This window comes from Paraburkholderia pallida (genome assembly GCF_004524855.1).
Taxonomy (GTDB): Bacteria; Pseudomonadota; Gammaproteobacteria; order Burkholderiales; family Burkholderiaceae; genus Paraburkholderia; species Paraburkholderia oxyphila.
In genome coordinates this window covers 193,934-206,284 of the sequence record NZ_CP038151.1, presented here as the reverse complement: position 1 = coordinate 206,284, position 12,351 = coordinate 193,934, and the positions used below count along the sequence as shown (strand labels likewise).

Genomic DNA, 12,351 nt, shown 5'->3' with positions numbered 1-12,351 from the left:
CCCATGCAAACCGCTCTCCTCGCTCCGCGCCCGCTGGACGCGCTCGAACTTCCCGCCGATCTCGACGGCCGTGACGGCGCGAACCGCGCGCACGGACGCATGCAGATCGCAGCGGCGAACGACCTCGACGCCATCCGCGCATGGCTCGCGCGCGTCGCGGACTCGAAGGCGACCTTCGAGACCTATCGCAAGGAGTCGGAGCGGCTGCTCCTCTGGGCGATCGTGCAGCTCGGCAAAGCGCTTTCGTCGCTCACGCACGAGGATCTGGTCGCGTATCAGCACTTTCTCGCCGATCCCCAGCCCGCCGCGCGCTGGGTCGCGGGCGGCGGGCGCAAGCACGCGCGCGACGACGCGCGCTGGCGGCCCTTCTACGGCCCGCTCTCGGCGGCCAGCCAGCGCCAGGCCATGGTGATCCTCAACGCGCTGTTCTCCTGGCTCGTGAGCGCCGGCTATCTCGCGGGCAATCCGCTATCGCTCTCGCGTCAGCGTTCGCGCCGCGCGCAGCCGCGCATCACGCGCTATCTCGAACGCGAGCTGTGGGAGGACGTGAAGGCCTACGTCGAAAGCCTGCCGCGCGAAAGCGAGCGACAGCGCGAACGCCACGCTCGCACGCGTTGGCTCCTCACGCTGCTTTATCTGGGCGGCCTGCGCATTTCCGAAGTGGGCACGAACACGATGGGCGACTTCTTCGCGCGCCGCGACGGCGCGGGCGCGCAGCGCTGGTGGCTGGACGTGCTCGGCAAAGGCGAGAAACGGCGGCTCGTGCCCGCCACCGCCGAGATGATGGCGGAGCTCGCGCGCTATCGCCGCGAACGCGGTCTGCCCGCACTGCCCGCGCCGCAGGAAACGACGCCGCTCGTGCTGCCGCTCGGCAAGTCGACAAAGCCGCTCACGCGCGCGGCGCTGCATACCATCGTCAAGGAGATCTTCGCGGGGGCGGCGCAACGTCTGCGCGAGGCTGCTGCGCGCGAAGCGCAGGCCGATGGAGCGGCCGACGCGGAACACGCGATGCAACCGGCCAATGGCGTAGCCGATCCGGAACGTGCAACGCAAGCGGCCAAGCGAGCGCAAGCGTCAACCCGTGCCGCCGCCAGCGCGGCGCGCGCGGCGCGGCTCGAAAGCGCGTCGGCGCACTGGCTGCGGCACAGCGCGGGTTCGCACATGGCGGACGGCGACGTCGACCTGCGGCTCGTGCGCGACAACCTTGGCCATGCCTCGCTCAGCACGACGAGCCTTTATCTGCACAGCGACGACGACCATCGTCATCGCGAAACCGAAGAGAAGCACCGCATCGAGTGGTGAGCGCGCGGCCGCGCGTGCTTCAGACCAGCAACTGCCGCGAGAGCACCTCGCGCGCCTGGCTGACCGTCTCTCGCTCGCCCGGCAGCGGCGGCGTGAGCGAGAACACCGCCTCCGGCAGCGCGGGCAAGCGGTGCCGCGCGCCCAGCTTGACGAGCCCGTCCGTGATCGCCGACGCGCACAGGCAGCCCACGCCCAGCCCCGCCGCGAGCATCGACTGCAGGCCCGCCACGCCCGAGGCGCTATGCACCATCACATACGCGCGGCCCTGTTCTTCGAGCGAGCGCACGGCCACCTGATGCAGCATGCAGTCGCCCGGCAGCAGCACGAGCGGCAGCGGATCGGGCAGCGCTTCGGCAAGCGCGGGCGACGCAACCCATTGAAGCGGCTCGCGGCGCAAAACCCAGCGCACCTCGCCTTGCACCGGCCGGAACGGCCCGAGCGACATGTTCATCACCACGCCCAGATCGATCTGGCACCTCGCGTGCGCCAGCTCGATCTCGGTGCTCTTCATCGTGCTCACGTGCAGGCTCAGCTGCGGATAGCACTCGCGCAGGCGCGCGAGCATGCCCGCCACTTCGTTGGTGCGGAAGTAATCGGTGATGGCCACGCGCAGCTCGCCCTTGATCGCCTGGCCGCGCACTTCGTCGAAGGCGGCCTCGTTGAGCGCCACGATGCGCCGCGCGTGCTCCAGCAAGCGCGTGCCGGCAGGCGTGGGCTCCACGCCGCGCTTGCTGCGCACGAATAGCGGCACGCCCGCGCGCGCCTCGAGCTTGCGCATCTGCTCGCTAACGGTGGACTGAGAGAGGTGCAGCGACGGCGCGGCCGCCGTGAGGCTGCCTGCCTCGGCCACCACCGTGAAAGTCCGCAACTGGTCGAGTTCGAAGCCGCGCATGGTGCTCACCTATCCATCGAATAACTCGATGGATAGTACCACCTATTCCCGCTTTTCCGCTTGACGCGCCGGGCAGACAATGACGCTTCGAATGGTGCGGTGCGTCACCTGCAATCCGCTCCGCCGCTCTGTGCATGGCGCTGCGATTTAGCCCTCTTTTTCACAGGTCCATCATGACTGACGACACTCTCGCCGCCGAGCCGCGCGTTCTGTCTCCCGCGGCTACTGCGTCTCCCCCGCCGCCCCCGGCTCAGACCGGGGCCAGATTCCTGGCGCGCCCACGCGTGCCGATGCGCGCCGTCATGGCGGCTGGGCGCTCGTGGTCCTGCTGATCGGCGCGATCCTGCCGCCACTCGACTACTTCATCGTGAATCTCGCGCTGCCCGCGATCCACGAAGGCCTCGCGGCCAGTTCCTCGCAGCTCGAAATGGTGGTCTCCGCCTATGCATGCGCCAACGCCGTGGCACAGATCACGGGCGGGCGCCTCGGCGATCTCTACGGCCGCAAGCGCATGTTCATGATCGGCATGGCGGGCTTCGTGCTCGCCTCCACGCTCTGCGGGCTCGCAGCGAGCGGCACGATGCTGGTGGCGGGGCGCATCCTCCAGGGCCTCTTCGCGGCAGTGCTGGCGCCCCAGGTGCTGGCGACGATCCGCAGCGTCTATACGCCCCACGAGCAGGTGCGCGTGATGGGCCTCTACGGCTTCGTGTTCGGCGTCGCGGCGGTCGTCGGCCAGCTCGGCGGCGGCGCGCTCATCAGCCTGCATCCGTTCGGCCTCGGCTGGCGCGCGATCTTCCTCGTCAATTTGCCGATCGGCGTGCTCGCCCTCCTTGGCAGCTGGCGCTTCATTCCAGAGAGCCGCCCGCCGCGCGGCGCGCGGATCGACGTGCCGGGTACGCTCCTGCTCTCGCTGTTCCTGCTGATGCTCGTCTATCCGCTCACGCGCGGACGCGAAGAGGGTTGGCCCGCCTGGATGCTGCTGTGCCTCGCGGCCGCGCTGCCCATGCTCGGACTTCTGCTGCGCGTGGAAACGCGCAGCCTCGCGGCCGGCCGCGATCCGCTGCTCGACGTGCGGCTCCTGCGCAATCCGGTCGTGGCGCTAGGTCTCGCGCTCGCGTTCCTGTTCTATATGCTGAGTGCGTTCTTCCTCACTTACGGCATCTATTTGCAAAGCGGTCTGCAGTGGTCGCCGCTGGCCTCGGGGTTCGCAATCCTGCCGTTCGGGCTCGGCTTTCTGTCGAGCCCGCTCATCACGCCGCGTCTCGTTTTCCGCCTCGGCGGCTACCGCGTACTGACGCTCGGCTTCGCGCTCATCGCGCTCGGTCTTGGAACGGCGGCGGCGCTCGCGAACAGTGTGGCGCCGGGGCCGGGCTTCTACCTCGGACTCGCGGCGATGGGGATCGGCCAGGGGCTCGTGCTGCCCTCCGTGGTGCGCATCGTCCTGGCGGAAGTCGATCCCGCGCGTGCGGGCGTGGCCTCCGGCATGGTGACGGCGACGCTGCAGATTGGCGCGGCGGTGGGTGCCGCGACGCTCGGCGGCGTGTTCTTCGCGCGGCTCGGCCTGCATCCCGGTGCGGCCGATTACGTCGCCGGGTTCAGGACCACGATGTTCGCGCTCGTTGCGATTCTTTGCGCTTGCGTCGCGCTCTCGCTGGCGCTCGGGCCGATGCACCGGCGCTTGCATGGAATCGGGTAGCGGGCGCTGGCGGCATGCCATCCGGAAGTGGCATCCGCGGCCCAGGGCGGCAGGTCCGCTGCATCCGATATGTGCGCTAGCGCACATATCGCTCGTATGACGCGAGGATCAAATGTGAAACTGGAACCTCCCTGAACCGCGTTTTCGCACGTGCGGCTTCTGGCTGCGGCACGGCGAAAAACTTGCGCGACCACCCCGGTGGCTGGGCCATGTCGCATTCGAGGTCTGAAATGATGGACGAAGACTTATCCGGATTCGTCGATGAGCATGGCAAGACTCACGACCTCGAAGAACATATCGATGATCTCAAGAAAATCGATGGATTCAGACAGGAAAGCGCCCTGTTCCGTGCGAAAGGCAACGACGCGCTGAAGGACCTGATAGACGAGAAGGTGAAAATCAGTGACCCGACTCGCTACGAGCAAGCCAAAGCGGTGAGGGTCGCCCTTCAGGTCTCCCGTGCATTTGAGGAGCCTCCCCCATTTCTCAAGAAACTGACCTGGGTCGACGACTTCGTCACGTTAAGCAAAGACAGCCGGTCTGTACTGGTCGCGGCAGAATCGATGCGAGCGTTTGTCGCGACCAATGAACATACCTTGTCGAAACCCGTGATGCGCTGCTGGTACTGGATCGTGCGCGAGCTATTCACCGCTGCCGAACCTGACTGGGCAGTGGGCGGTGCAAGAGCAGGAGAAGGAGCAAAACAAGAAGCAAAAAAAGAAGAAAAAGAAGAAGAAAAAGCGAGTGCAAAAGCAGAAGAAAAAAAAGTCCCTGACGGGATAGTGACCGGTTATACGACTGCGCACTGCGTCTACGCGGTCATGGAATTATCGAACTCGCTGATGGCAACCTATGAAGTGTGCCGTTACCTGTCGGACGTTTCAAAGAAACTGAAAGACATCGCGGCGTCGAACGTTCCCCCTCAGTGGCAGGCCATCGAGAAGCAAAGGATCGCCGTGTCGTGCGAGAACACCTTGAAGCGGCAAGTGCCCTTTCTCGCTTTCAAGCTGGTCAAGTTCGATGATGGTAAAGGCAAGGAATCACTCACTGGCGAAACCGTTGCGCACTACGTTGACACGACCCTAAAGACTCACGTTGTACAGGCCTTGACCGATGTTCAAGAGGAACTCAAAGCGTTGGTGTGCGAGATCGAGAACTATCGGCAATCCGAAGGGAAACAGCAAAGCCGCGCGCAATCCGAATTGGGACATAGCATGGCTTTTGCGGGCATTCGCAATGCGGCGATCCGGGCAACCAAGGCGGTACGGGCGCTGAATGCGTGTGACAACCAGTGGGCCGTTGCGGGGGAGCAGTTCAGACTCGCAGGCCGCGCGCTAAAGGATCAATTGTCCGCGGCGAAGAAGTACCTTTCAGGCGTCATCGATCAACAGCTGGCCGCGAGCGCCCTGGGCGACGGCAGTCAATGGGAGCCTGCGGAGCTTGCGTTCGCAGCCCATGCCTATGTCGTTTTGACAAAGGATGAGCCGACACGTGACGATGAGCGGCTCCACAAGGCAGCGGCACTTCTGCAGCGCAGCTTCGCCGCCGACGGGACAGTCATGATCCGGCGGAGTTACCACTTCAACGGAACCACGGGCTTCCGGCCAGCCAATAGTGCCGTTGTAGCCGCCGCCGCGGACCTCCTGCGGGAGGTGAATTTTCCGCTCGATGTCAAGTTCGTCCCTCGCCTTTCGCGCTCGCTCATTCCACGTGCGACAACGACGAACGACGCCATTGACGGTTGGCGAGGTCGAGGCGGCAGGCTCGACATGCTCGAAACGGCATCCGCCGTCGAAGCGCTCGCATCGGTCAACCGCCTGCTTGACGACGGCATCAATCAAATCATCCTCGATCACTTTTCGGTGAAGTATCCGCAGCAAGCGGGATTGAAACTGGACGATTTGTTCTATCCGGATTACGGCCTCGCTTGCGACGCGCCCGAGGGCGCTCCCGTCAGCCCATTGGTCCGCCCGAGTTGCGCAATCGTGTTTCAGCAGATGCACGCCCATGTCAATCGCACGGGCAACAAGTCGCTGCACTCGCTCGTTTTACACGGCCCTGCGGGAACCGGAAAAACCACGCTCGTTGAAGCGCTTGCGCAGACCTGTGGTGTGCCCATGGTCGAGGTCACGCCTAGCGATCTGGCCAAAGGTGGCGAAGCGAAACTCGAACGGCGAGCGCGAACCGTTTTTGAGGCGCTTTCATTGCTGACCCATGTTGTCGTTCTCTTTGACGAATTCGATCCAATCTTGCGTCGACGAGATCCAACCGGGAAAGAGAAGTTCACCTACTTCTCTTTCCTTACGCCGGGCATGCTGCCGAAACTCAAGAACCTCAGTGAAAAGGGGAAAAAGCAGTCAGTCGCCTATGTATTGATTACGAATTTGCTGGGCACGCTCGATGAGGCGGCCGTCAGGAAGGGCCGCTTTGAGGAGAAGCTGGCGGTCTTTTCGCCGGATCCGCTCTCCCGGCTGGGCCGATTGACAATCCTGACCAACCAGCTGGCGGCCGCCAATGCCAAAGCTGCGCCTTTGCCGAACGAGATCAGATTGCGGGAAGTCGTCTACAAGACCGGAGGGCTTGGAATGCCCGCTTTGACCGAGGCTGGCTGGTACGTAAAACCTCGCAAAGGCAATACCGAAGACAGGTGTCCAATCAATTACATATTCGGGCACATCGACAAAATCGATCGATTACGTCTGGATACCACGGAGCCGGAAGACCGGTTTACCGGCGCGTTGCGGGGCGAGGGCAAGGCAGCCGAGCGCGAACGCGACCAGTGGCAATGGCTGCACGATTGGGACGTGGCCGTCGAGAAACTATCACCGGAGAAGGATCACGACGTTTTGGAGGAGAGGCCCACAAAGCTCACGCCTCCGGTGCGCTCAAAGGAAGACGGGAGATAGGCCATTGCCGCGGTGCGCGCCTGATCCAGGACGAGGCCAAACGACTCCGCCGCCGCTCAGCCCTGCTCGCGGGCCAGCGCCGACCCAATCTTCTCGCGATCTTCCGCGGTTGCCGGGTTGTAGACAACCATGCTGAGGTCCGGCCACCCATCCACTGCAAACGCCGAGTATTCGAACGAAAGCGGGCCCAGATGCAGCAGCGATGCCGTATCTTTCGCGGCCAACATTTGCATCCAGGGTTGCCGAGAACGGGTTTGTCCGCATTCAACGCGGCGCGCGGGCGGCCGTTAATCAGGTCATGGAGCAACGCAGCGGGTCAGATGACTTGCGGTCCCGCTCGCCGAGCACCATACCCTGTCCCCGTTCATTCTGGGACCATGCAGAGTCGAAGTTATGCGCGCCGGCGGGCAACTGTCGGCGCATTTTTTTTGCGCGGCGGGGTGTGCGGCACGGATGGCCCAGCCCGGCCCGGCTAGGCCTGGCCGTCAAAGAACGTCGGCGTGCGCCTCAATGCGCGTCGCAGCTGCCCATGTCCTCGTGCGCGAAATAAGGGGGCTCGACGCGTCCGAGCGCGTCCAGCAGCGAGCGTCCCGCCATCGTGAGCGACGGCAGGCGGTGGCCTTCGCCGCGCTGGACGAGCGCGACGAGCTGGCGTTCAAGCAAGATGTCGAGTTCGTGGCGGTTCATGTCGATCTGCTCCGGCGCGTGGCGGATCAGCATCAGCGTTGCAAACTCGTGAGGGCTCAGCACTTCATGTCTCCTGGCAATGCCGCAACCAGAGGGGCATAGGGCCGCATATGATCGTGCCTCAATGTGACATCCGCGTGACTGTCACATTCTCACATCCGCCTGCATTTGTGCGTGCATCTCCGGCCGTGCGGCGAGCGCCGCGCCGCATTCCTCCACGAGGTCGCGCAGCGTGGCGGCGTAGTGCGTGCCGGGATCGTCGGAGAGGCTCGGACCCTCTTCGCGCCGCACCGCCCTCACGCCCACGATGATCGGCACGGCAGGCGCGCGCTCGCGCAAGCGCCGCACGAGATTGCGCAGGTACGGCGGCGACTCCTGGGCGTCGAGCGACACCACGCAGATCGCGTGCGTCGCCTGCGCGTCCAGCATGGCCCCGCGCGTCGCGCGCATCTCCTCGTAAGTCGTCGCCGTGCAGGGGACGTTGCTGCGCGCGAGCAATTGGCAGACGATCGCCACCACCACTTCGTCGAAGGTGCCGCGCCCCGGCACGCACAGCACGATGCGGCCGTCTTTGGGAATCACCATGGGCGCCTCGTCGCCGCCATCGGCGGACGGGTGCCCGCTCGCGTCGCCGCCGGCGGCATGGCGCGAGTCGTCCACCGCTTCCAGATCCTCCACGATGTCGAGCAGCGCCTGATTGATGCGCGCGAGCTGCTCGGCGGGCAGCACGCCGCGCAGCACGTCGTTGCGCGCGAAGCGCAGGCCCTCGAACACCACCTGCTCGTAATAGTCGATGAGCGGCATCTCCACGAGCAGGCGGTCGGCCTGCACCAGCGCCTCGTGCGGGTCGTCGGCGAGCAGGCGCTGGTAGCAGGTCTGTGCGGGCGTGAGCGCCGGCTGGTCGCCGAGCAGGATGGTCAGGAAGTTCAGGCGGTCCACGTAGCGGCCGAGCGTGACGATGCACAGCGTGAGCGGCGTGGACAGGACCAGCCCGACCGGGCCCCAGAGCCAGGCCCAGAAGATCGCCGCCACCACCACCGCGAGCGGCGAAAGGCCCGCGCGGCGGCCGTAGAGCATCGGCTCGGCGAACTGCCCCGCCACTACGTCGACGACGATGAAGAAGATCAGCGTCGACACCGCCATGGTCCACTGCGGCTGAATTGCGGCGCCCAGCAGCGTCGCCAGGACCGCGGCGATCCAGATGCCGATGTAGGGCACGAAGCGCAGGAGCGCCGCGAGCGCCCCGAACAGCAGCGCGCCCGGCACGCCGATGCCCGCGAGCCCGATCGCGATCACGCCCCCCACCGAGACGTTCACCCCCAGTTGCGCGACGAAGTAGCGCGAGAGCCGTTCGGAGGCGTCGTTGATGGCCGTGGTGGTGCGGTGCAGGTCGTCGGAGCCGAACACGCTGATGAGCCGGTCGCGCAGGTCCTCGCGCTGGAACAGGATGAAGATGGTCACCACGAGCACGATGAAGCCCGTTTCGAGCGGCGCGATGGCCGGCGCGAACGCCCGGCGCGCGAGCTGCAGCGGCGTGGGCGCGGGCGTGTGGACCTCGACGGGCATCGGCTGCTGCGGCTGGTTGCGCGCGGCGCGCCCGCGCGGCTGCGGCGGCGCGGGCGGCGGCGTGGGCGTGATGCGCTGGAGCGCGGTGGCCGCGCGCGTCATCAGCGAGTCGGCGCGGCCCACGGTCTTTTCCTGCACCGTTTCCGCCTTCTCCATGATGGCTTCCTGGTACTGCGGCAGGTCGGCCGCAAGCTGCACGACCTGCGCGGCGATCAGCGCGCCCACGCCCGCCAGCGCGAGCACGGTGGCGAGCACCGCGATCATGATCGAGAGGAACTGCGGGATGTGCAGCCGGCGCAGCGCGTTCACGAGCGGCGCGAGCAGGAAGCTCAGCAGCACCGAGAGCGTGATCGGGATGAGCATGGGGCGCCCGAAGTAGAGGCCGGACACCACCACCACCCCCGTGACGAGCGCGGCGAGCGTGTGCAGCGTGGGCGTGCTCGACGCGAAGACGCGGTTGCGGCGGCCCGGCGTCAGTCCGTTCGACTGCTCGGGGTATGGCCTCTCAGGCGGGCTCTGGAAATTCATGGCGAAGCGTTGGCTGGTCCGGCGATCAGGTCAGACGCGCATCGGGCGCGCCTGAGTTCAGGGTAGTGCGTGCGGCGCCAGTCGGGCGAAAACTGGGCAACAGCAGACAAATAAATGCGGGCGAGTAGCGTAGCGCAGACGCGGCCCTGCTGAAAGGGGCCACGTTCAAGGCTTGCCGGCCTCCAGTTCCTGATTGTGCGAGGTGAGGAACTGGATCAGCCCATCGATGCCCGATTCCTGAATCTTGTCGTTGAACTGCACGCGATAGGTCTGGATCAACCATGCGCCCAGCACGTTCAGGTCGTAGAGCCGCCAGCCCTGGGGCGTCTTGTACAGCCGGTAGTCGATCTCGACCGGCTTGTCGCTCGTCTGCGCGAGCGTGCGCACGACCACGTCGGTGTCGCCCGGCGCGTTGCGCATCGGCGGGTACTCGATCTGCTGGTCAGGCTTGAGTTGCGCGAGCGCGCCCGCGTACAGGTGGATCAGCAGCAGCTGAAACTGCTCGGCGATCTGTTGCTGCTGCGCCGGCGTGGCGGTGCGCCAGTGCCGCCCCATCGAGAGCTGCGTGGTGCGGCGGAAATCGACATAGGGCAGGATGTCCCGGTCGACGATGCTGCGAATGCGCGGGATGTCGTCCGGCGCGATGGCCTTCGTGCGCACTTCGTCCAGCACCTGCTGCGTGGCCGTCTTGATGAGGGCCTGGGGGTCCGACTGGTCGACGCCCTGCGCGAACGCGCCCGCGCTGAAGGTGAACCCCACGGTGAACCATGCGAACAGCGCGCCCAGCAAAAAGAGCTTCTTCATGCGATTTCTCGTCCGTGTCGATTTTTGGGAGGCGGTGCTGCCGTGCGAGGCGCGCGCACGCCTGCGCGTCATGCCGGCCGACACTCAGTCTAATGCGTTGGCGCGCGCAAGGTGACGAAGCCGGAACAGGACGGGCCCGCAAGGATCAAGCCCCAAATTGCGGGTATCAGCGAAGATGCGTCGCAATATATATCACGTTGCGATACAATCCCGATCTCGAAAAATCCCCGGCACCTCGCCAGGGACGCAGATTCGCCCCTCCTTTTATCGCCATTTCAGCCGTGTCACGCTTCAGTATGCTTCGCTGGCTTATGCGTTTCGTCCCGTCTCCCGTTACCCTGCGCTGGCGTGAGCGCCTGCGCTCCGGCCTGGGCGCGCTGGTCGGCATCGCGGTCACCGGTGTCGTTTCGCACTCCCTGCTCGGCAACGCCTCGACCATCCCCTTCCTGATCGCACCGATGGGCGCCTCGGCCGTGCTGCTGTTCGGCGTGCCCGCGAGTCCGCTCGCGCAGCCGTGGTCGATCATCGGGGGCAATCTCGTTTCGGCCACCGTGGGCGTGACCTGCGCGATGTTCATTCATGATCCGGTGGAGGCGGCCGCCGTCGCCATCGGCGTGGCGGTCTGCGCGATGTTCACGCTGCGCTGCGTGCATCCGCCCTCGGGCGCCGTCGCCCTGACCGCCGTGCTCGGCGGCCCGGCCGTGCACGCGCTCGGCTACGAGTTCGTGCTCGAGCCGGTCGCGCTGCAATCCTTCACGCTGCTCGCCTCCGCGCTCGTCTATCACACGGCCACCGGCCACCGCTATCCGCACGCGGCGATGCAGCCCAAGGCCGCGCAGCCCGCGACCGCAGCGGGCGGCTTCTCGCGCGCCGATCTCGAAGCCGTGCTGCGCGAGCGCGACGAGCTGCTCGACATCGACACCGACGACCTCGAGGCGCTGCTGCGCGAAACGGAGATCCGCTCCTATGCCCGCAGCTTCGGCGAGCTCAATTGCGCCGATGTCATGACGCGCGATGTGGTCAGCATCACGCCGGCGACGACGGCGGGCGTTGCGCGCACGCTGCTCAAGCGGCACGACATCAAGGCGCTGCCCGTCGTGGATGCACACGGCCACGTGAAAGGCATCGTCACGCGCGCGGACCTCGCGGAAGAAGGCCTCGGCCGCCACCCGCTGCGCGCCCTGCTGCATACGCTCCGAAGCGGCTTCGCCGCGCATCCCGCCGATTGCGCGCTCGTGAGCACGATCATGAGCACGCACGTTCGCACCATTTCTGGCGCGACCCCGATCGTCGAGCTGCTTGGCGTCTTCGCGGGCCGGGGCCACCACCATGTGCCCGTGGTGGATGGCGAGCGGCGTCTCGTGGGCATCGTCACGCAGGCGGACCTGATCTCGGGTCTGTACCGGCAGGCCCAACCGCTGCAACGTCAGAGCGCCTGAGCCTCACGCAACCCGCAACGCGGTTACGCGTTGCGCAAGGCCCTCGGATGAGTCCGGCCACAAATATCACGTTGTGATATATTCGCATCTCGAATCGTAACGAGTTGAATTTCCAATGAAAAACCCATCGCGCAGTCTGACCAAGACCGATTTCGAGCAACTGTCCGAGTTCCGCTATCAGATGCGCCGTTTCGAGCGCTTCTCGGAACAGGCCGCCCAGGGCGAAGGCATCACACCGCTGCAATATCTGCTGCTGCTGCACGTGAAGGGCTATCCTGGCCGCACGTGGGCGACCATCGGCGAGATTGCCGAGCGGCTGCAGGCGCAGCATCACGGCGTGGTGGCGCTCGTCTCGCGCTGCGAGGCACTCGAACTGGTCGAGCGGCGCGTGAGCGAGCGCGATCGCCGCCAGGTGGAAGTGCATCTGCTCGACGCCGGCGAAAAGCTGCTCGCGCGCCTCGCCGAACTCCACCGCGCGGAGCTGCAATCGCTCGACGGCACCTTCACCGTTCCGCAAATCGATCTTTGACG

The 12,351-nt window shown here is 65.7% G+C and carries 10 protein-coding genes; 5 read left to right on the top strand and 5 right to left on the bottom strand.

The window, feature by feature from the left end; genetic code table 11:
- Nucleotides 1-3: 3 nt before the first annotated feature.
- The gene (locus tag E1956_RS35850; RefSeq protein ID WP_134758120.1) at nt 4-1,302 is read left to right on the top strand and encodes a tyrosine-type recombinase/integrase; all 1,299 of its coding nucleotides are present in this window, start codon (nt 4-6) and stop codon (nt 1,300-1,302) included.
- A gap of 19 nt (nt 1,303-1,321) precedes the next feature.
- On the opposite strand, the gene E1956_RS35845 is transcribed toward E1956_RS35850, so the two are convergent.
- Nucleotides 1,322-2,194, bottom strand: a complete 873-nt coding sequence (locus E1956_RS35845) for a LysR family transcriptional regulator (protein ID WP_134758119.1) — start codon at nt 2,192-2,194, stop codon at nt 1,322-1,324.
- A gap of 265 nt (nt 2,195-2,459) precedes the next feature.
- Between E1956_RS35845 and E1956_RS35840 the strand changes: the two genes are divergently transcribed.
- Entirely contained in the window at nt 2,460-3,890 is a 1,431-nt protein-coding gene (locus E1956_RS35840) for an MFS transporter (protein WP_134758118.1), read from the top strand.
- A gap of 230 nt (nt 3,891-4,120) precedes the next feature.
- On the top strand, nt 4,121-6,796 hold the full coding sequence (locus E1956_RS35835; RefSeq protein ID WP_134758117.1) for an ATP-binding protein: 2,676 nt from the start codon (nt 4,121-4,123) through the stop codon (nt 6,794-6,796).
- A gap of 56 nt (nt 6,797-6,852) precedes the next feature.
- Here E1956_RS35835 and E1956_RS46415 read toward each other — a convergent pair whose 3' ends face one another.
- The 4 genes from E1956_RS46415 to E1956_RS35820 all read right to left on the bottom strand — a co-directional run bounded on the left by E1956_RS46415 (nt 6,853) and on the right by E1956_RS35820 (nt 10,381).
- Nucleotides 6,853-7,023, bottom strand: a complete 171-nt coding sequence (locus tag E1956_RS46415) for a hypothetical protein (protein WP_167760221.1) — start codon at nt 7,021-7,023, stop codon at nt 6,853-6,855.
- 280 nt (nt 7,024-7,303) lie between these two features.
- A complete protein-coding gene (locus E1956_RS35830; protein ID WP_134758116.1) occupies nt 7,304-7,546 on the bottom strand; it encodes a hypothetical protein in 243 nt (80 codons plus the stop codon).
- Nucleotides 7,547-7,627: 81 nt separating this feature from the next.
- Nucleotides 7,628-9,577, bottom strand: coding sequence for an AI-2E family transporter (locus E1956_RS35825; protein WP_134758115.1), 1,950 nt, complete (start codon nt 9,575-9,577; stop codon nt 7,628-7,630).
- 165 nt (nt 9,578-9,742) lie between these two features.
- The gene (locus E1956_RS35820) at nt 9,743-10,381 is read right to left on the bottom strand and encodes an MlaC/ttg2D family ABC transporter substrate-binding protein (RefSeq protein WP_134758114.1); all 639 of its coding nucleotides are present in this window, start codon (nt 10,379-10,381) and stop codon (nt 9,743-9,745) included.
- 296 nt (nt 10,382-10,677) lie between these two features.
- Between E1956_RS35820 and E1956_RS35815 the strand changes: the two genes are divergently transcribed.
- Nucleotides 10,678-11,820, top strand: coding sequence for an HPP family protein (locus E1956_RS35815; protein WP_134758113.1), 1,143 nt, complete (start codon nt 10,678-10,680; stop codon nt 11,818-11,820).
- 115 nt (nt 11,821-11,935) lie between these two features.
- On the top strand, nt 11,936-12,349 hold the full coding sequence (locus tag E1956_RS35810) for a MarR family winged helix-turn-helix transcriptional regulator (RefSeq protein ID WP_028223355.1): 414 nt from the start codon (nt 11,936-11,938) through the stop codon (nt 12,347-12,349).
- Nucleotides 12,350-12,351 lie beyond the last annotated feature (2 nt).

Coding starts and splice junctions, on each gene's coding strand:
- E1956_RS35815 (WP_134758113.1), top strand. CDS start 10,678: ATGCTTCGCTGGCTTATGCGTTTCGTCCCGTCTCCCGTTACCCTGCGC.
- E1956_RS35810 (WP_028223355.1), top strand. CDS start 11,936: ATGAAAAACCCATCGCGCAGTCTGACCAAGACCGATTTCGAGCAACTG.
- E1956_RS35820 (WP_134758114.1), bottom strand. CDS start 10,381: ATGAAGAAGCTCTTTTTGCTGGGCGCGCTGTTCGCATGGTTCACCGTG.
- E1956_RS35825 (WP_134758115.1), bottom strand. CDS start 9,577: ATGAATTTCCAGAGCCCGCCTGAGAGGCCATACCCCGAGCAGTCGAAC.
- E1956_RS35835 (WP_134758117.1), top strand. CDS start 4,121: ATGATGGACGAAGACTTATCCGGATTCGTCGATGAGCATGGCAAGACT.
- E1956_RS35850 (WP_134758120.1), top strand. CDS start 4: ATGCAAACCGCTCTCCTCGCTCCGCGCCCGCTGGACGCGCTCGAACTT.
- E1956_RS35845 (WP_134758119.1), bottom strand. CDS start 2,194: ATGCGCGGCTTCGAACTCGACCAGTTGCGGACTTTCACGGTGGTGGCC.
- E1956_RS46415 (WP_167760221.1), bottom strand. CDS start 7,023: ATGTTGGCCGCGAAAGATACGGCATCGCTGCTGCATCTGGGCCCGCTT.